General features: G+C 68.4%; 13 protein-coding genes. 6 read left to right on the forward strand and 7 right to left on the reverse strand.

Going from position 1 to position 20175, the window contains the following annotated elements; genetic code table 11:
• The first annotated feature begins 38 nt into the window (after positions 1–38).
• The gene (locus tag EAX62_RS00815) at positions 39–1574 is read left to right on the forward strand and encodes a diacylglycerol kinase family protein (protein ID WP_121899793.1); all 1536 of its coding nucleotides are present in this window, start codon (positions 39–41) and stop codon (positions 1572–1574) included.
• A 10-nt stretch (positions 1575–1584) separates the two neighbouring features.
• On the opposite strand, the gene EAX62_RS00820 is transcribed toward EAX62_RS00815, so the two are convergent.
• Together EAX62_RS00820 and pheA are read right to left on the reverse strand one after the other, a co-directional pair.
• Positions 1585–2937: a Na+/H+ antiporter family protein gene (locus tag EAX62_RS00820; protein ID WP_121899794.1), complete on the reverse strand. Its 1353-nt coding sequence runs from the start codon at positions 2935–2937 to the stop codon at positions 1585–1587.
• 82 nt (positions 2938–3019) lie between these two features.
• Positions 3020–3937, reverse strand: coding sequence for a prephenate dehydratase (pheA, locus tag EAX62_RS00825; RefSeq protein WP_121899795.1), 918 nt, complete (start codon positions 3935–3937; stop codon positions 3020–3022).
• Between the two features lie 66 nt (positions 3938–4003).
• Between pheA and EAX62_RS00830 the strand changes: the two genes are divergently transcribed.
• Positions 4004–5278: a S8 family serine peptidase gene (locus tag EAX62_RS00830; RefSeq protein WP_158600431.1), complete on the forward strand. Its 1275-nt coding sequence runs from the start codon at positions 4004–4006 to the stop codon at positions 5276–5278.
• A 48-nt stretch (positions 5279–5326) separates the two neighbouring features.
• Here the strand turns inward: EAX62_RS00830 and EAX62_RS00835 are convergent, their stop codons facing one another.
• Entirely contained in the window at positions 5327–7657 is a 2331-nt protein-coding gene (locus EAX62_RS00835; protein WP_121899797.1) for an FdhF/YdeP family oxidoreductase, read from the reverse strand.
• A 59-nt stretch (positions 7658–7716) separates the two neighbouring features.
• On the opposite strand from EAX62_RS00835, the gene fdhD reads away from it, so the two are divergent.
• The gene (gene fdhD / locus EAX62_RS00840) at positions 7717–8562 is read left to right on the forward strand and encodes a formate dehydrogenase accessory sulfurtransferase FdhD (protein WP_121899798.1); all 846 of its coding nucleotides are present in this window, start codon (positions 7717–7719) and stop codon (positions 8560–8562) included.
• Between the two features lie 79 nt (positions 8563–8641).
• On the opposite strand, the gene EAX62_RS00845 is transcribed toward fdhD, so the two are convergent.
• Both EAX62_RS00845 and eccCa read right to left on the reverse strand, forming a co-directional pair.
• Positions 8642–9808, reverse strand: a complete 1167-nt coding sequence (locus EAX62_RS00845; RefSeq protein WP_121899799.1) for a hypothetical protein — start codon at positions 9806–9808, stop codon at positions 8642–8644.
• A gap of 256 nt (positions 9809–10064) precedes the next feature.
• Positions 10065–14138: a type VII secretion protein EccCa gene (eccCa, locus tag EAX62_RS00850; protein WP_121899800.1), complete on the reverse strand. Its 4074-nt coding sequence runs from the start codon at positions 14136–14138 to the stop codon at positions 10065–10067.
• A gap of 156 nt (positions 14139–14294) precedes the next feature.
• Between eccCa and EAX62_RS00855 the strand changes: the two genes are divergently transcribed.
• Both EAX62_RS00855 and eccD read left to right on the forward strand, forming a co-directional pair.
• Positions 14295–15143 (forward strand): ribokinase, encoded by an 849-nt coding sequence (locus tag EAX62_RS00855; RefSeq protein ID WP_121899801.1) that lies wholly within the window; start codon positions 14295–14297, stop codon positions 15141–15143.
• A 124-nt stretch (positions 15144–15267) separates the two neighbouring features.
• On the forward strand, positions 15268–16680 hold the full coding sequence (gene eccD / locus EAX62_RS00860; protein ID WP_158600432.1) for a type VII secretion integral membrane protein EccD: 1413 nt from the start codon (positions 15268–15270) through the stop codon (positions 16678–16680).
• A gap of 14 nt (positions 16681–16694) precedes the next feature.
• Here the strand turns inward: eccD and EAX62_RS00865 are convergent, their stop codons facing one another.
• Positions 16695–17339, reverse strand: a complete 645-nt coding sequence (locus EAX62_RS00865) for a hypothetical protein (RefSeq protein ID WP_121899803.1) — start codon at positions 17337–17339, stop codon at positions 16695–16697.
• On the reverse strand, positions 17336–18520 hold the full coding sequence (gene eccE, locus EAX62_RS00870) for a type VII secretion protein EccE (protein ID WP_121899804.1): 1185 nt from the start codon (positions 18518–18520) through the stop codon (positions 17336–17338). The genes EAX62_RS00865 and eccE overlap by 4 nt, the downstream gene beginning before the upstream one ends.
• Before the next feature lie 141 nt (positions 18521–18661).
• Here eccE and eccB point away from each other — a divergent pair, with 141 nt between their 5' ends.
• On the forward strand, positions 18662–20050 hold the full coding sequence (gene eccB, locus EAX62_RS00875; RefSeq protein WP_121899805.1) for a type VII secretion protein EccB: 1389 nt from the start codon (positions 18662–18664) through the stop codon (positions 20048–20050).
• Positions 20051–20175 lie beyond the last annotated feature (125 nt).

Raw genomic sequence — 20175 nt, forward strand, 5'->3', positions numbered from 1 at the left:
TGACGCACCGCCCATCCACACCGTGGAACAATTCGGCCATGACCACTTGGCAGCGCTCGACGTTCAACGTGGTGGCCACCGTAGTTTTCGCCGCCGCCTTCGTGATGTGGACACTGTTCCTCCCCACATCTCTCGATGAGCTGTGGCAGGTGCCGTCCCCGACACCGCAGCAGTGGTCCGGCCAGATCGGTGCCGCCATCGCACTCGTGGGGCTCCCAGCGGTGATCTACCCCTGCCTGCTCGTGGCGAGCTGGTGGGCCAGCCGCCGGCAGCTCACCTCCGTCTCCGCGGCGCTCGTCCTGTCCGTCGGACTGGGGTTCGGATCCGCGACGCTCCTGAAGGAACTGATCGGGCGGGACCGTCCCCCCTCGGAGTGGCTGCACCTCATCTCCCACCAGGGGCCCGGATACCCGGCCCCGCACATGGTGGCCATCACCATCGCTGCCATCATGTTCTCCACCCTGGCAACCGTGGCCCGTCGCCGACGCGGCACCATCCGGGCGTGGCAGGTGGCGGGGGCGCTGCTGGTGGTGCTGCTCGCCGTCACCCTGCTGCTGACGCGCGCCAACCACATCACGGACGTGGTGGGTGGGATCCTGCTGGGCGCACTGGTGGCCAACGCCTCCAACCTGGTGTGCGGCGTCAACACCGTGCGGCTCGGCCCGACTGCCGAAGCCGGCGGTGGCCGGGCCGCCATCATCTACAACCCCACCAAGGTGCTGGACCAGACCGTGTTCAAGGGGCTCATCGAGCGTCGTCTCGCCGAGGACGGCTGGGAGCCGCCGCTGTGGCTGTCGACCAGCATTGACGACCCCGGCAGGGGAATGGCCCACCAGGCGCTGGACGCCGGCGTGGACCTGGTGATGGTGGCTGGGGGCGACGGGACCGTGCGGGTGGTCTGCGGGGCACTGGCCAACACCGGCGCCACCGTCGCCATCGTCCCCTCAGGCACCGGCAATCTGCTGGCCGGCAACATGAAGATCCCCTTCGACGCGGAGAGGGCACTCGACGTCGCGCTGCGGGGCCGCACACGAGCCATCGACATCCTGGAGGTGACCGTGCCGGGGCGGGATGTGGACCACGCCGCCGTGATGTGCGGCGTCGGCGCCGACGCGGCGGTGCTCAACGACACCAACGAGGAACTGAAGAATCAGATCGGCGTGGCCGCCTACGTCATTGCCGGCCTCAGCCACGTCAAGGCCCGCCCCTTCCGGGCCACCGTCACGGTGGACGACGACGAGCCGCTGGTGCGCGACGCGTCGCTCGTGATGGTGGGCAACGTGAGCGACCTCCAGGCCGGTCTGACGCTCATGCCGGACGCGTCGGCCGGCGACGGTGTCCTCGACGTGCTCATCGCCTCCCCCAGAAATCAGGTGGAGCTGACGCAGATGGTCTCCGCCATCCTGGCGCAGAGCAGGGAACCGTCCACCATGGACCGCCGCACCGGAGAACGCGTGAGCATCGAACTGGGCGAGAACGAACTCTACGAACTCGACGGCGACGTCATCGGCGAGACCACCCACCTGTTGTTCCAGGTGTTGCCCGCGGCCCTGCAGTTGCGTGTTCCCCACTGACCCCACTTGCTCAGAGCACCTGGGCAGCCACCCATCCGGCGGCCAGCAACGGCAGGTTGAAGTGCAGGAACGTGGGGATCACACTTCCACGGATGTGGTCGTGCTGACCGTCGGCGTTCAGCCCGGCGGTGGGGCCCAGTGTGGAGTCGGACGCCGGTGACCCGGCGTCGCCCAGTGCACCGGCAGTACCGATGATGGCGACCGTGGCCAGGGGGGAGAACCCCAGCGTGATGCACAGCGGCACGTAGATGGCCGTGATGATGGGCAGCGTCGAGAAGGAACTGCCGATGCCCATGGTCACCACCAGTCCGACGACGAGCATCACGATGGCGGCCAGCGAACGATTGCTGCCGAACATGTCCGAGCCCTGCGCGACGAGGGTCTCGATGTCGCCGGTCGCGTTCATCACGGAAGCGAACCCCTGGGCCGTGATCATGACGAGCCCGATCATGGCCATCATGCGCATGCCCCCCGTGAACACCCGGTCCGCCTCACTCCAGCCGACCACGCCGGTGGTCATGAACAGGGCCAGCCCCACGAGCGCCCCCACCAGCAACGGGTCGGCCTCCGTGCCGATCGCGGTCATCCACGCCTGAATGACGAAGCACGCCACGATGGCCACCAGCGACACCACGATCTTGTACCGCGAGACGCGCGACGGGCTGGGCGCGTCGGCGTCGATGGTCGCGGTGGGGCTGTAGTCACGGGGCTTGCGGTAGGAGATGAAGATGGCCACGAGCAGCCCCGCGAACATCCCGAGGGCCGGAATGGCCATGGCGTGCATGACGCTGACGCCACCGGTGTCCAACCCTGCCTTCTCGATGTTGCCGAGCAGGATGTCGTTGAGGTAGATGCGTCCGAAGCCGATGGGCAGGAACATGTAGGAGGTGACGAGGCCGAACGTGAGGGCGCAGGCGATGAGACGGCGGTCGATCCGCAGGCGGGTCAGCACACCCAGCAGAGGTGGCACGAGCAGGGGGATGAACGCGATGTGCACAGGGATGAGGTTCTGGCTCATGATGGCCATGGCCAGCACCCCGGCGACGATCCCCCACTTGGCCCACTCGGCGGCGCGCTGGTTGGGGGCGTCGGGGTCCCCCAGCTTGCCCACGATCCAGTCGGCCAGCAGCCGCGGCAGACCCGAGTGCGCCACCGCCATGGCGAAGGCCCCCAGCAGGGCGTAGGACAGGGCGATCTTCGCGCCAGCCCCCAGCCCCTCCTGGAACGCCACCATGGTGCCATCGAGTCCCAGCCCGGCGACGACACCCCCCACGACGGCACCTGCAGCCAGTGCCAGCACCACGTGAACGCGGACGACGGCGAGGACGAGCATCACCAGGACGGCAATGAGGACGGCGTTCATCTGGTGATCTTTCGCTGAGGGGGCTGGGCAAGGTTATCCAGCCGGGCCGCCTCCCATCGAACCGACCCTGTTCGGGTCCGGCTCAGCGGTCGCCGTTGGGCCTCTCCAGCGTCGCCAACCATTGTGTGGCGGAGTGGAAGTCGGCGTCGGAGAATCCCATGGGTACGTCCGGCGGTTGCTTGTCGGCACGGGCGTAGGAGCCGAGGAAGATCACGTCGCGGCAGATGCGGTGCAGGCCCAGCAGCGCCTCAGTCACGCGTCGGTCATGGAGGTGACCTTCGGCATCGATGGCGAAGCAGTAGCTGCCGAGAAACGTCTTGGTGGGACGTGACTCGATGCGGGTCAGGTTCACTCCACGAACGGCGAACTGTTCGAGGATCTCGAGCAGTGCCCCGGAGCGGTCCTCATGCATGTAGGCCACCAGCGTCGTCTTGTCGCGTCCGGTGCGCGACGGCACCGGGCCGGGGCGGCCCACCATCACGAACCGGGTCACGGCACCCGGGTTGTCCTCGATGCCGTAGGCCACCTCGTCCAGGCCGTAGATCTTCCCGGCCACGCGGGCACACACCGCGGCGTCGTGCCGCGACCCCGGGTCGGCGACTTCCAGCGCGGCACCCGCCGTGGAGCCCGCCGCAGTGACGAGTGCCTCGGGAAGTTCGCGGGACAGCCATTGGCGGACCTGCGCCAGCGCGTGCCCGTGGGTGAGAACATGGCGGACGTCCTCCAGCCGTGTCCCCGGGCGCGTGTAGAGACCGAACGTCACAGGGATGACGATCTCCCCGACGATGACGAGGGGGTCACCGGCGATCAGTTCATCAAGGGTGGCCGACACCCCACCCTCGACGGAGTTCTCGATGGGCACCACAGCCCCGTCGATCTGTCCGCTGCGCACGGCGTCGAGCGCCTGGGCGACGCTGGGCAGCGCCACGGCCTCCTCGTCGCTGACCGACAGAAGAGCCTGATGCGTGAATGTTCCCGCCGGACCGAAGTAACCGAGCACGCGCCAAGGCTATTGCATGGCGCTCCCCGGGGACCGACGGTCCCGGCGCCGGATACGCTGGCGGGCGTGAAACCACTGCTCCGACGACTCGCCGCCACGTGCGCAGCAACGGTGGTGCTCTCGTTGCAGGCCGTCGGCGTGGCCGTCGCAGACCCCGAAATCGGCCCCTTCAACTCGGAGCAGTGCCGGGCAACGGAACGCACGGCAGATGCGGACGTGCCCCGGGCGTGGCACCTGGATCGGTTGCAGATGGAGGTGGCCTGGGGGGCTGCCACCGGCAAGGGCATCAAGGTGGCGGTCATCGACACCGGCGTCGCGGCCAAGGGCACCGCCTACTTCACGCCGGATCGTCTCACCACCTACGACTTCCTGGGCGGTGCCAGTGAGAAGGACAAGGCCGCGTTGGGCATGGACTGCACGCATGGCACGGAGGTGGCGTCGCTCATCGCGGCCGGGCGCCCCGACGGCCGTGATGTTGACACCCGCACCAACTTCGCGGGCATCGCGCCCGACGCACAGATCATTTCCTACCGCACCCTCAGCGTGTCCGAGCCGCAGGAGGGGGAGGTCGAGTCCTTGGCGCCGACCATAGCCGCCGTCCTCGACGCCACGACGAGGAAGGTGCGCGTCATCAACCTCTCGCAGTCGGTGGGGCCGCTCGACCCCCTCCTCGACGACTACGGGAATGCTGTTGCAGCCGCCCTCAAGCAGGGGATCGTCGTGGTGGCGGCTGCCGGGAACGTCACCGAAGGGGTGCAGGAGACGTCCTACCCTGCCGCGTTCCCGGGCGTCATCGCCGTCGGCAGCTCCACCCCCACCGACGGGGCCGCCAAGGAGAGCCGTCCGGGGAGCTACGTGACGGTGGGGGCCCCCGGCAGCGACATCACGGCGCTGCTGCCCTCTCGTGTCAGGGACTCCGCCGGATCCGCGAACCAGGCATACACCAGCGCTCTGGTGGGCACGTCGTACGCGGCCCCCATCGTCAGTGGCGTCGTGGCGCTCATGCTGGAGATCGACCCCACGTTGACGCCCGAGCAAGTCCTGGACCGGTTGAAGGCGACGGCGGACCCGCCGCCCACCGCGGTGCCCGATGACCGACTCGGGGCAGGCATCGTCAACCCCATGCGTGCCATGACGGGCGTCATGAGGCCGCAGACGCCCGAACCGGGCGCCGACGCGTCCGTTGCCGTTGCGCCACTGCCGACGCGCGAGCCCCCCGACATGCAGCCCGCCATGGTCGCCGTGGGCGTGGGAATCGGGGCACTGGTCCTGGCGGCCGTCGGCCTCGTGGCCGCCGTCACCATCCCCGCAGCCGTCCGGCGCGGAAACCCAGCCGACTAGGAGACCCCTGGGTCTTACGCTGGCGGTGATGAACGCCTGACAGCGGACTCAGCCGGCGACCTTCTCCAGCCGGATCACCACGGACTTGCTGGTGGGGGTGTTGGAGAACTCCGCCGTCGAATCGAGGGGGACGAGCACGTTGGTCTCGGGGAAGTACGCGGCGGCGCAGCCCTTGGCGGTGTCGTAGGACACCACCCGGAAGCCGGGCGCGCGGCGCTCCACGCCGTCGGTGAACTCCGAGACGATGTCCACCTGGTCGGCGTCGGCAAGACCCAGTTCCGCGAGGTCGTCGGGGTTGACCATCACCACGCGCCGTCCACCGCGGATCCCGCGGTAACGGTCGTCGTTGCCGTAGACCGTGGTGTTGAACTGGTCATGGGAGCGCAACGTCTGCAGCAGCAGGCGCCCCTTCGGCAGTTTCGGCCACCACAGTGTCGTTGCCGAGAAGTTCGCCCTCTGTGAATCGGTCCCGAACTCGCGCTTCTCGTGGGGTGGATGCGGCAGGCGGAAGCCACCGGGCACGTTGATGCGGGCCTCGAAGTTCTCGAAGTGGGGTACGACGGCCTCGATGTGGCGTCGGATGAGCCGGTAGTCGCCCTCGAGAGCGCTCCAGTCCACCTGCGGGGCGCCCGCCAACCGGTTGCCCGACCCGTCCTCGAAGAGTCGCATGGCCAGCTGACAGACGATGGAGACCTCGGAGCGGAGATCAGTCGACGGCGGTTCCAGCTTCCCCGCGGACGCATGCACCATCGACATGGAGTCCTCCACGGTCACGCGCTGGGGCCCGCTCTTCTGGATGTCCCGGTCCGTTCGGCCCAGCGTCGGCAGGATGACGGCCACCCGACCGGCCGCGAGGTGGGAATGGTTGAGCTTGGTGCTCACCTGCACCGTCATCTCGCAGTCCTGCAGGGCGGCCTCGGTGACGTCCGTGTCCGGGGCCGCCTTCGCGAAGTTCCCACCCATGGACATGAAGAACCGCACCCGGCCGTCGCGCATGGCACGGACCGTGTCGACGGTGTCGTGGCCCGCCTCCCGTGGGCTGGTGAAGCCGAACTCCGCGTCCAGCCGATCATGGAAGATCATGGGCATCCTCTCGAAGATGCCCATGGTGCGGTCGCCCTGAACGTTGGAGTGCCCCCGGACGGGCAGCAGGCCCGCGCCGGGCCGGCCCAGGTTGCCCTGCAGGAGGACGAGGTTGACGACCTCCTTGATCATCGCCACCGAATGCTTGTGCTGGGTCAGGCCCATGGCCCAGGCGACGACCGTGCGGTCGGTGTCGAGCAGCAGCCGTCCGACCTCGCGGATCTGGGCCTCGCTGACACCGCTGGCCTCGACGATGTCCGCCCACGGCTCGGCGCGGACGACGGCCAGGTAGTCGTCGCATCCGGCCGTGTAGTTCTCGATGAACGCATGGTCGAGCGCCGTGTCCCGACCCACCATGTGGTCCCCGGCGTCCTCGGCCTCCAGCAACACCTTGGCCAGGCCCCGGAAGAGGCCCTGGTCACCACCGAGGCGGACCTGCAGGTGGTGATCGGCCAGTGAGGTGCCGGAGCCCAGCATGCCGCGGACGGTCTGTGGGTTGCGGTAGCGAAGCAGGCCGGGCTCGGGCAGCGGGTTGACGGCGACGATGACGGCGCCGGCACGCTTGGCCTTCTCCAGGGTGGTGAGCATGCGCGGGTGGTTCGTGCCGGGGTTCTGCCCGGCGATGATGATGAGCTTCGCCCCCTCGACGTCCTCCAGTGTCACCGAGCCCTTGCCGATGCCGATGGTGTCCGCCAGTGCGCGCCCCGAGGACTCGTGACACATGTTGGAGCAGTCGGGAAGGTTGTTCGTGCCGAATCCGCGGACCATGAGCTGGTAGAGGAACGCCGCCTCGTTCGAGGTGCGCCCCGATGTGTAGAACGCAGCCTCGTCAGGGCTGGCCAGGCTGCGCAGTTGGTCGGCGATGAGCGTGAGGGCCTCATCCCATGTGGCCTCGCGGTAATGCGTCTGGTCCCGGTCCCGGATCAGTGGAACCGTGAGCCGGCCCTGCCGGTTGAGCCACATGTCGTCGCGTGCGTAGAGCTCCTCGATGGAGTGTTCTGCGAAGAAGGCCGCCCCAAGCCGTGCCTTCGTCGCCTCGTGGGCCACGGCCTTGGCCCCGTTCTCGCAGAACTCCGCATGACTCCGCTTGCCGGCAGCGGGGTCCGCCCAGGCGCAACTCATGCAGTCGAACCCGTCGGTCTGGTTCAGGCTGAGGAGGGTCTTGGCGGTGCGGGCCGGGCCCATCTCGCGCAACGCGTGCTGCATGGCGTGCAGAACCCCGCCCAGCCCGGCGACGGAGCGTTTCGGCTCCCCCACCCTGATTTCGTCGTTCGGCGGCCCTGCCGGAGTGTCCATGCCCCCACTGTAGGCTCGATCGTTGACGAATTCGATGGTGGCCGGGAGGGCGGGAACAGATGAAGCGGGCAGTCGTGCGGTGGCGCGTCCACACAATGTCCGCCTCCGGGCCAGCGCGGCAGCGACCGGACCAGCTTGCCGGCGAGGAACCCATGGAGATCCGGCTGGCCGGCAGGCCGTTCAGCGTCACCATGCGCACCCCCGGCCAGGATTTCGACCTCGTGGCAGGGTTTCTCCTCTCGGAGGGCGTGATCTGGCATCCCGAGCAGGTCAGCAGGATGGACTTCGGCACCGGTATCGGCGCTGACGGCCTGCGGGACTACAACACGGTGGAGGTGACCCTGGCACCGGGGGTGGCGTTGCCCGACATCTCCATGCAGCGTCACGTGTACACCTCCAGCAGTTGCGGGATCTGCGGCACAGCCTCGATCGAGGCGGTGCGCAAGGCATCCCACCACGACGTGATGACGGACCCCTTCACCGTGGATGTGGCGGAGATCCTGGCGCTTCCGACCCTGCTGCGGGCACAACAGGCGAACTTCGACCGCACCGGCGGGGTGCACGCCGCGGCCCTGTTCACCCAGGACGACTCCGGCCATCTCAGACTCGTCTCCTCCGCCGAGGACGTGGGCCGGCACAACGCCGTCGACAAAGTGCTGGGCGGCGCCCTGCTCCGAGGTCAACTGCCACTCGGCGGGGCGGTGCTCCAGGTCTCCGGGCGAGCCTCGTTCGAGCTGGCACAAAAGGCACTCATGGCCGGCGTCCCCATCCTGTCCGCCGTGTCCGCCCCCTCCTCGCTGGCCGTCCAACTCGGCGCAGAGCGAGGCCTGACGGTGGTGGCCTTCAACAATGGGAGGACGCTGAACGTCTACACCCACGAGCACCGGATCCGAGCGGCCGAGTAGAACCTTCGGCCCGGCGAGGACTCCTGGATGCTGCGGTCCCCGGCCTCCCGTGGTCAGGTGTGGGGCATGTCGGCACGCGTCACCTGACGACGAGTGTCTCGGAACCCTGGGGGTAGAGCATCGTCACCACTTGCTCAAGTTCACGAAAGTCGGATCGGCCGTAGATTCCCATGCCGGCTGCCAGTGCCGTCTCGAAGACACGGTGCGCCAAGTCGTTGTTCTTTCCCCACATCTGCTCCGGAAACACCTTCAGGTAGAAGTCGAGTGAAAGGTCCTTTGCAGCAGCGACCGCCTCGTCCGGGATGGGGTTCCTGTAGCTGGCCTGGACGGGTTCGACCCCCAGGTGCTTGATCATGAACATTGACACGAAATCCTCGGTGAAACTCTTTCCCCACACGTACCAGGGTCCCGCCGTCGGAATATCCGGCCACAACTCCGTTCGTCCCAGCGACGCCTGATATGCACGCATCATCAGGATCTTGCGCGTGTACTTGCCCTCTTTCGGGTTGGCAAGCGACGTGAGGGAATCAGCCAGAAGGTGCGGGTAGCGATGGTGGACGATTGCGGCCGTCCCCGCTTCCGTCAAACCCCTGACCGGAAAGTACGGCGTGATTCCCAAGTACTCCTGGGCGGCGGAGGGCGGTGTGTCCCAGGTGCGGGAGTTCTTCATCAGGTCCAGGGCTGCAAGCCCGAACACACCACCCGTCGCGAGATGGTCAATGCGAAAGTGGTCGTTCAGCAGGATGGCCCCCGCCAACATGAACTCCCAGTGATGCCGGTTGAAACCCTCGTCGACCAGGTTGGTTTCGACGATCGTGGTGTCGAAGCGTTCGAAGAATGGCCGCTCTCTGGCGAACTTCCCACCGAAATCGAAGGAGAAACGCTTGCTCCGCGGGGGCATCATGCTCACGGCAGCCAACGAATCAAACCCGCCGGAGAATGCCAGGACTGACCTCTTGCCGACGCGGTGGGGTCTGGATCCTCTCTCCTTCAATTCGACCTTCCCACGCGAGATCTTCTCGATGGTCTCTCTGCATTCGACAGGGGCCTCAATGCCCTCATAGACGATCGTCTGGTATTTCGAACCCACGAGAAGCGCCAGGGCCAGGGCCACAACATCGTCCGCCGGTTTGTGTCGGACACCGAGGTCGAAATACAACTCGCTGGAGTCGCCATCCTCGTCGACGCTGACATCCAGCCGCCCCTTGCGGCTCCGTCGGATATTGCTGAAGGTGACTACTGACAAAGACCTGCCCCCACACGATGTACTGGCTCCGCCAGATTCGGATTGCTGAAACCCCGAACCATACCCGGAAACAACAGCACAGTGGGCAGGGGCCTCGACGAACCGATAATCAGGAATTGCCTTTTCCCGTTGTCTGAGTGCCGCCCACGATGGCATGCGCCCTCCGGGGACATGCCGGACGGGTTTTTGCCACGCCAACTTCTTCGATGGGGATTACATGCGAAGCAATTCGCGAAACGGTGAAGGGTGTATCCGCTCAGGACACAGGGGGTGTGTCCGCGTCGTAGAGCGCCGTCTGGATCGACCCCTTGAACGTGCGGGTGATGAGCGTGCCGCGGCCGGGGGGCATGGGCGTCGCCTTGACGTCCCCCCACAGTGCACCCTCGTCCTTGTTGCCGCTCATGATGAGGCCCGGGTTGGCGGACTCCTTCATGCGCGTGATGAGGGGGTCGCCGAACATGGCCCGTCCCGCACCACCCGCGCCACGGGCCAGGATGATGTGCAGACCAATGTCGGAGGCCTGGCTGATGAGGTCGGCGAACGGAGCCATGGGGTTCCCCGTGGAGGTGGCGACGAGTTCGTAGTCATCGACCACGACGAACATCTCCTGCCCTGTCCACCACGACCGGTCCCGCAGTTGCTGCTGCGTCACGTCGGGGCCGGGCAGTCGGGCGCGGACCGCCTCGGCGGCCTGCTGCAGCATGGGGGTGGCCGCGGACGCCGACGGGTAGTAGCCGATGAGGTGATCGCTCTCGATCTCACCGAGCAGGGACCGCCGGTAGTCGACGATGATGATCTTGGCTTCCTTGGAGGTGTACCTCGTGGTGAGCCCGTGGAGGAAGGTGCGCAGCAGGTTGGACTTGCCACACTGCGGACCGCCGATGATCACCATGTGCGGGTCGGAGGCCGGGTCGAGCGCGACAGGCGCCAGCTCCAGCTCGTCGACCCCGTACGGCACGGTCCGCTCCGGCGGGTCGTGCGTGATGGCGGGCAGGCCAGCCGTGAGGCTGAGCTCCTCCGGCAACAGCCGAACATCCGCCGCCCGGGGACCCTTCCACGCAGTGTTGAGCGCCTGGATGAAGGAGCGCTGGCCGGCAGCAATGTCGACTGCGTCCTCGACGCCGTCGATGCGGGGAAGACCGATGAGGGTGTGGAGGTTCCCGGCGGTGATGCCGCGACCCGGACGTCCGGTGGGGATGACCAGCTGGATCTTGCGGTCGATCTCGGAGTCGAAGGCGTCGCCCAGTTTGAGCTCGATGCGGTTCTGCAGGGCGTCCTTGGTACCGGCACGCACCTCCGACCACTTCGACGCCGCCACCCACACGTGGATGCCGAAGCCGAGCCCGCCGTTGGCCAGCACCTGCACCTGGGGTTCCAGCGACTCGAATTCCGTCTTGAGGGTGGACCAGCCGTCGATGACGAAGAAGACGTCGGTGGGAAATCTGTCGGCCGGGATGCTGCCATCCCGGCGCGCCTGCCTGTAGGTGGACATGCCGTCGATGCCGTGCTCGGCGAACTGGCGTTCACGGGCGGAGCGCAGCGACGTGATCTCGGCCACGGTGCGACGCACCCTGTCGACGTCGAGCCGGCTGGTGACCGACCCCATGTGCGGCAGGTGACGCATCGACAGCAGCGAGCCGCCACCGAAGTCGAGGCAGTAGAAGCCCACTTCCTGCGGCGTGTGCGTCAGCGACAGGCCTGCGATGGCGGCTCGCAGGGCCATGGACTTGCCCGACTGTGGCCCCCCCGCGACACCCAGGTTGCCTCCGGAGCCGGAGAAGTCGAGCCACCACGGGTCGCGGCGCTGCTGACGCGGTTTGTCGATGAGCCCGACGGGGGCACGCAACGTTCCCCTCCAGCCCGGTTCCGCGACCGTGAGGCCGCGGCCCTCCACCTCCTGCAGTGCCCCCAGCAGCAGGTCCATCGTGGGCGGCTCCTCCAGTGGCGGCAGCCACACCTTGTGCGACGGCCAGCCGTGGCCGCGGAGACGTCCCACGGCGATCGACAGCAGCGTCTCGTCGTCCTCGGGTGCCTCCACCTCGGCCCGTGCTGCGACCGCCGTGGTCCGTGACGACGGCGGCGCCGCCGATGAATCCGGCGCGGGCGCGGACACCGGCATCACGTAGTCGAGGCTGAACTCGAGGACGGGCGGCACCCACCGTGAGGGGTCCAGGGCGATGCCCTCCACGATGACGTCGCGCTCCTGTTCCGGGGCGCTCGAGGTGCCGTGCCAGGGCCCGGAGACGTAGGCGGCCTTGAACCGGGTCATGCCGGTGGTGTCGTACTTCAGGTAGCCGTTGCCGGGCGGGTTGGGGAGTTCGTAGGCGTCAGGCACCCCGATCACGGCCCGGGATTCGGCGGGACTGAAGGTGCGCAGTGCGATCCGGTAGGACAGGAATGTGTCGAGCCCGCGGAGCTTGTTCTCCTCCAGCCGCTGCGAGGCGAGCAACTGGTGGACGGCGATGGATCGCCCCACCCGCCCGATCTGGACGAAGAGGTCGATGAACTCGGGCCGGGCGGTGAGGAGTTCGGAGAATTCGTCCACCACGATGAGCAGGCTGGGCATCGGCGGAATGTCGGCGCCCGCCTGCCTGGCCGTCTCGTAGTCCTCGCGGTTCTTGAAGTTGCCGGCAGAGCGCAGCACCTCCATGCGACGGTCCAGTTCCCCCCCGATGGCGTCGGCCATCCGGTCCACGAGGCTGAGTTCGCCCTCCAGGTTGGTGATGACGGCCGACACGTGGGGCAGTTCGTCGAGGCCCAGGAAGGTGGCGCCGCCCTTGAAGTCGACGAGGATGAAGTTCAGCTGCTCCGTGGAGTGGGTCATGGCCAACCCCAGCACGAGGGTGCGCAGGAACTCCGACTTGCCCGAGCCGGTGGCGCCGATGCAGATCCCGTGCGGACCCATGCCGCCCTGCGCCGACTCCTTGATGTCCAGCTCGACGGTGCTGCCGTCGTCGGCGGTGCCGAACGGCACGCGCAGGTGCTGCCGCAGCGGTCGCGGACGCCAGGCGAGACGTGGGTCCAGCGTCAACGGATCGCCGACCCCCAGCATGGCCGGGTAGTCCTTGGGTGCCTCGAAGACGACCTCCGCCACATCGGTGTCGGTGGCGCCCGCAGCGGTGACCGGCATCCGGAAGGGTGCCATGGCGCGGGCCAGCATTTCGGCGTAGACACCGGTGACGGCGTCGGGTCGCCCGAACGGAGTGCGGGCGTGGGGGTTCTTGGCGGTGCGACGGTGCAGGGTGATGGTGTCGCCGCGGACCTCGAACACGGCCACGCCGGGGTCCAGGGAACGCGGCAGCTCGCGTTGTCCTGTCACCTCGATGGTGACGGACTTGGTGGAGGGTGTGTCGAACTGGGTGGCGTCGATCCCGTCGATGCCGTCGGCCACCACCACCATCAGCGCAGGCACACGGTCCGCGGACTGCGCGGCCACGGCCAGCGGCGACAGGTCCGCCGCACCGGTGGCGAACATGCGCACCGGTCCGACGCCGTCGGTCTCGGTGGGGTGCTGCAGGTGGGGAAGCCACTTCACCCAGTGCCACCGGTCCTGGTGGGCGTTGGCGGCGGCCACCATGAGGGCAACATCGGTGGGCGCGTGCCAGGTGACGAGCTGCGCCACCATGGCGAACGCCACCTTGCGGCACGCCTCCTCATCCCCCACGAACCGGATGGCGCGGAAGCCGCGCAGGTCGACGGCCAGCGGGACCGACGGGATGAGGCGGTGCGTGCGCATGAACCGGCGCAACGCCCCCGTCGACAACGGCTCCAGGTCCTCGAGCGGCTGCGATTCCGGCGGTGTGATGCGCTTGGCGGACTGCTGCGAACCCACCGAGAGGCGGACCGACGCGAAGTCCTCGGCATCGACGCGACGCTCCCACATCCTGGCCCCGCCCACGAGCGTCCACAGGCTGTCCGGGGTGGGGTGCAGGAACGCGGCCCGTGCGCGCTGCTCGTCGGCGGTCTCGGTGAACTTGCGACGGGTCTGCGCCAGGTAGCGGAAGTAGTCGCGCCGGTTGGCGTCCAGCTGGGCGGCCTGATCGTCGTTGGAGCGGCCCATCTGCGACAGCATCATGCCCATCATGGACACGCCGTAGAGTCCGCCGATGACACCACCCAGCGGCCCCTTGCCGCCCATGCCGCCGCCACCCATGAACATCAGCCCCATGGCGAGGCCCCCGGCGAGCATCGGCAGCATCCGCAGCACCGCACCGAAGGGCTTGGAGGCGCTGGGGGGCGGGATTTCCGGCGGCGATTCCAGCAGGAGGTCACCGCGCGGCAGTGGCGGCGTCGCGACGCGCTTCGGACGGTTGAACGTGACCACACCCATTGAGCCGTCTCACCCCATTCGCCTGCCTGTGCACAGGTGCACCCACGGTAGTGCGCGATGAGGGCAGTTGGCGAGGCCGCCAACGTCCGCCGTCGCCGTCGCGCCGCAGACGGTGCCACTACAGTGTCCGGACAAGGCGACGAGCAGGGGTCAGCAATGAGGACGACGAGTGCAGGGCATCACGGCCGGGGTCGCGTGGTGGTCCTGGGATCCGCCAGCCAGGACCTCTACGTGGAGATGGAACGCCACCCCACCACGGGGGAGACCGTCATGGGAGGCGACCTCGTGCAGCGCTTCGGCGGCAAGGGCGGCAACCAGGCCGTGGCCGCCGCCCGCGCCGGGGCCGAGACCCTGTTCGTCGGACACCTCGGTGACGACGCTCCGGGCCGCACGTACCGCGACCGACTTCTCGGTCACGGCGTCGACGTGACCCGGCTCGTGCTCGAACCCGACGTCCCCACCGGTACCGCCCTCATCATGCTGAACGCGGCGCGGGACAACATGATCGTGGTGGCGCCGGGCGCCAACCACCATGTCTCCGAGTCCGACGTTGCCGCCCTGGCGGATCTGGGGTCCGAGGACATCCTCCTGATGCAGATGGAACTGCCCCTCGACGTCACGCAGACGGCGATACTGGACGCGGCCGGGCGCGGCGCCCGCGTCATCCTCAACCTGGCGCCGTACGCACCGCTCCCCCAGGACGTGCTCGATGCCTGCCACCTCATCATCGTGAATGAGAAGGAGCACGAGATGATGCAGGGCGACGGACTGAACGCCCCCGACGTCCTCGTCACCCTCGGCACCGACGGATCCCGCTGGGGCGATATCGCCGTCCCGGCCCAGCGCGTGGACGTCGTCGACACCACGGGCGCCGGGGACGCCTACTGCGGGGCGCTCGCGGCAGCACTCGTCGGGGGTGCGGGGCGACGTGAGGCCATGGTCGCGGCGACGTCCTCGTCGGCCGCCACGGTCCAGCACCTGGGCGCGCAACCGGACCCCGCCTGAGTCACACCGCAACGCCCGGCTCTGTCCTTCGACAGGTCACGGTTAGTCCCGTCACGACGACTGCTAACGGATCAGACCAGGTCACCTGTGGCCCGTTGGCCGTCCGTCGCACTACGGTGGGCCCGTGAGCAGCACCACTGAGGAAGACCTGTCGCGGGTCACGATCATCTCCCAATCCCGCCGGGTGGACCTGGCACTGCCCGGGTCCGTGTCCCTCAGCGAGCTGTTGCCCAGCATCCTGCGGTTCGCCGGCATTGACGGCAACACCCCCACGGAGGCGGTCCACGCCTGGGTCCTGCAACGCTTCGGTGCTGATCCGCTGGACCTCTACGTCCCCGTCAGGCAGCTCAGCATCCGGGACGGCGAGACCCTGCACCTTCGCCAGCGCGAGAACGCCATCCCCGACGCCGCATTCGACGACGTCATCGACGCCGTCGCCGCCACCACCCGCGCCCGGCCCTCGTGGCTGCCGCGGCACAGCCGCACCCTCTCCCTGGCGCTGATGCTGGGGCTGCTGGTGGCCATGCCGCTGCTCGTGACCTCCAGCGTCCGGGACGAACGGGGACTCACGCTCGCCCTCGCGCTCGGCATCACGGCGTTCTTCTCCTTCGCCACCATGATCGCCGCCATCGCCCTGGCGCGGGCCGCTGGGGAGCGCCACACCGCCTCCTGCCTGGCATGGGCCAGCGTCGCGCTCGCCGGCATCACGGGCTGGTTCATTCCCATCCTCATCTCCGACCCCGCAGCCGCCCTGCCCCTGGCCATCAACATCCTGATGGCCGCCGCCCTGTCACTGGTGGCCGCCGCAGCAGGTGCGCTCGCGGCCCGTGTGCAGGCCATGGCCCTGTTCGCTGCCGCCCTGACCGCCGCCATCGTGGTGATGTCAGGCAGTGTGATGGCGCTGATGCCGGGTCACGACATCGACGTGGCCGCCGTCACCATGGCGGTGATGGCCGTGGCCACCACGTTCCTCCCCGCCCTCAGCCACCGGCTCGCGGGGATCGCCCTGCCCAACCTGCCGGCATCCACGGAGGCCATGCTGGCCGACGAGACACCGGTGCAGGTGGACATCGTGGCCCGGGCGGTGCTGGCCGACCGCATCCTCGGCGCCCTGCTGTCCGCCAGCACCACAGCGGCCGTCCTGAGCTCCTTCCTGGTGGTGCGGCAGGGCTCGGTCTGGGCGCTGGTGCTGGTGCTGTGCATCGGGCTGGCGTTCTCGCTGCGTGCCCGCGCCTTCGTGGGTCTGACCCAGCGCATCGCACTGCTTGCCTCCGGTGCCATCATCACCATTCTGGGTCTCGTGGCGCTCGCCATGATCGCCATCACCTCACCGCTGGGTGTCGTGGGGGTGCTGGCCAGCGTGCTCGTGCTGGGCTACGTCTTCGCGCACTACAGCGCGGCCACGTTCGGCCGCATCCTGTCGCCCACCTGGGGCCGTTGGGGCGACGTGCTGGAGTGGCTCTCCATCATCACCATCATCCCCGCACTGCTGGGCGTGCTGGACCTGTACACGTACTTCGGCTCACTGTTCGGCTGAGCCGGCCCGAGTGCTCATCTGCCGAACAGGACGCGGTACTCGGTGGGCGATGGCGGCATGGAGACCTTCACGAGACGGCGCACGCTGGCGCACACCACGTCGCTGTCACCGAGATTGGTCGCCTGTTTCATCTGGGCCGGTGAGAGGGCGTAGGCGCGGCGCAGGTTCTCGGAGGTGCGGCCCTCGGCGGGGACGATGATGGACATGTCGCTGTTGCGCATGTCACTCACCGACGCCTCCGCTGCGGGGTTGCTGGCCGTGACCAGTGCCTGCCAGGCGCCGAGGCGCATCTGGGGCGTGACGGCGCCCTGCTCATCGATGATGAGGCTGGGCCGGTACACCCGCCCCTGGCCGGGCAGTTCGTCGGCACTCCGCAACAGGTCGATGGTGCCTCCGCAGGCCCTGATGGTGTCCGCCAGGCCGAGCCAGGGTCGGTGGTCGCCCGCGATGACGGACACGTGCCCCCCGAGGCAGACGGCGCGGAAGGCGATGAGCCACTTGACCCATTCCGGGGCACTGAGGAATGCCCGGGTTGGTTCCGGCCTGAACAGGCGCACCGTGACGGGACCGCCCTGTCCCCTCCCCAGGAGGAGGCCCGCCGGCCCGCTCGACATCACCGACGCGGACGTCGCCGTGGATGTGTCCCGCATGACCGTCATGACTCCACCTGCCTGCCGAGGGGCACCGTGGCCAGCATGCCGGGCACCTGTACGCCACCGAGAGGACCGAACGAGAGGCGGCCCGCCAGTTCGGGGATCAGTTCCTCGTCGGAAGCAGCCGCCTGCTCCTCGCTGTGGCAGACGTGCCGCACGGCGCCACGGGCCCGCTGGCCCGGGGAGATGGTGAAAGAGGTCAGCACCATCATGGCGGGGCACTGGGCAGCGCTGTCCAGAAGTGCCTGGTAGTTGGCCGTCGGGTCGGATCCGTACGAGGAGATGGTGCGCGTCTCATGGACCAGTCCGTCGCACGACCACTGCCGCCACGTCTCAGCGCTGCGTGAACCCTCGGCATGCTGGGGGGTGGCCCCCGATGCCAGCGCCAGGACCTCCGCGATGGACAGAGGGTCCAGCGCCCGGGTGGCGACCCCCTGGCGTTTGAGGGTGGCCTGGGCGCGGTGCAACCCGAATCGCAGCGTCGCCAGGACACCTGCCAGGCCGCTGCCGCGGCGGTTGACCGCCTCCAGGCACAGCTGGGGGTCGAGGCGCAGCGCAATCCAGGTGCGGCGGACCGCCGGGGGCGTGGGCTCGCCGCCGACGATCTCGAGGTAGGACGACAGAGCCGGGGAGTCGGGGGTGAGCATGGCGGCCGTGGGGGCCGGGACGGTGAGGGTGACCACCTGGATGCCGGCGAAGAGGATGTCATCCTGCTGGATGAGTTCCCCCAGCGTCTCCAGGTTCAGCTCCGCGCCGTGGTCGACGATGAGGACGTCGTCGGAGGTCAGTTCCAGCAGTGCCGCCCAGGACGAGCCGTCCGCCACGACGCCGATCTCGCCACCGGCAGCGCTCCGCGTCTGCGTCACCTGCAGTTGGGGCAGCCACTGGCCCAGGGGGACGAGTTCGGACGGCAGGTCCGGGGACTCCACGAGCCGCCGCCGCCGGGCCATGAACCTGCCACGCACGCGCATGGTCGCCCACAACGAGCGCCCATTGACGGGAACCGTCAGGAGGATGGCGACAAGGAGGACCGCAGCGGCAGCCGCCACGCCCCACCACGTGCGGGTGGCGACGAAGAGCAGCATGACCACCATCGCCACCTGCCAGGCAAGCACCTTGGGGATGTGGCGGGTGGAGCGGGCACGCATGGGCAGCCGGGCAGTGTTCAGCTGTGTGGCTGCGGGCATCGGCCCCTCCTCTCGCCTTCGGTCGGCCCCCACTCTAGGGCTGATCCGGTCCGTGAAGACGCCCGGCCGCGCACGCGGCCACACGACTGTGGGCACCGTTAGACTCAATCCCGACCACCAACCACCACGGAGGGGACACCCATGGCCACGCGCAAGGATCTGCTCAAGGCGCAGTCCTTCATTTCGCGCCGCATGGTGGCGGCGTTCGTGGATCGGGACCCCGACGACCCCACCCCGCCCCTGCGGCGCGTGGGAACTGCCTCGTTCGTGTCGGTCCTGCTGGGGGTGGTGCTGCTGGCGGGGACGGCGCTCATCGGACTGATCCGGCCAGGTGGCGGCGACGCCTGGCAGGAGGAGGGTGTCGTTGTCAGCGACACCACCGCCGGCATGCTCTTCGTGTACTCCGGGGGAAGCCTCATCCCGATGGCCGACGTGGCATCTGCCCGCCTGCAGGCCGGCGGCGTGGACGCCGGCGGCCAGCCCCGCGTGGTGAAGGTCAGCACGGAGAAGTTGAAGGGGACGCCCCAGCTGCCGATGCACGGCATTCCCGGCGCTCCACGCCAGTTGCCGGCCCCCGATGACCTGCAGGCGGCCCCCCTGCGACTGTGCTCGTCGAAACCCAACAGCCGTGAGCAGCGATTCGTCAGTCTCGAGTTCAACGTGGAGTCCCCCACCGGCGATCCCTTCTCCGTGGTGGCTGAGACCTCCGACCAGTCGCAGTACCTGATCGCCAACGGCAGGGCCCACAAGCTCTGGAAGGCGCAGGGCGACGTCAAGTCTCCACTGGTGGAGGACCTGCCCACCATCAGCCCCGGAAACCTGTGGATGAGTGCCATCCCGGTCGGTGACCCCATGGTCCCCATGAAGTTCCCCGCGTACGGCGCCACACCCAGCAAGAACCCCCTGAGCATGCCCATCGGCAGCCTCGCGGAGGTGAAGGGCGCCGAGGGCGGCATCACCCGCTACTACGTGCAACTGGACCAGGGGTTGTCCCAGGTGTCCTACCTCGACATGCGCCTCATCCAGGCCACGCAGGGAGCAAACGATCCACGCCCCATCACGGAGAGCGACCTGGCCAGGGCACGCAACAACGACATTCCCGCCTCGGGCAACCAGGACATCAACCTGGGCAAGCCCACCGGGCCGGCGGACCGCAGCGCACTCGAGGACGCTTCGATCTGCGCAACCTTCACCGACGACGACGCCGGCAGGGTCGCGCTGAGCATCGATGTACCCACCCCCGCCATGCCGCCTGAGCACCAGACCCCCTTCGGCAACTCCGTCGACCACGTCGAGATGCCCGAGCTGAGCGGCGCCCTGCTCCGCGCGAGCGCCGCGGCTGACGACGCCCCCACCTTCCTCATCCTGGCGGGCCTCAGCTACCCCATCCCGGACGCCGTCTCACGCCGCGCCCTTGGCTACGGCGATGTGACCCCCACCGTCGTCCCGGGCCAGCTCATCAACCTCTTCACGTCCGGCCTGGCTGCCGACACGAACCTGTCCCTGGGAATGATCACCCAGGTCCCCTGAGTAGTGATCGCCCGTGCGGATCACCCAGTGCTCCTAGGTATGCCTACTCGATTCCATGGCCGTTGTTCGCCAGTGACCCCCGTCGCGCCTAGTGTTTCCCATGACATCACAGCAGCCCGAACGAT

The organism is Tessaracoccus antarcticus (genome assembly GCF_003688855.1).
GTDB lineage: Bacteria > Actinomycetota > Actinomycetes > Propionibacteriales > Propionibacteriaceae > Arachnia > Arachnia antarctica.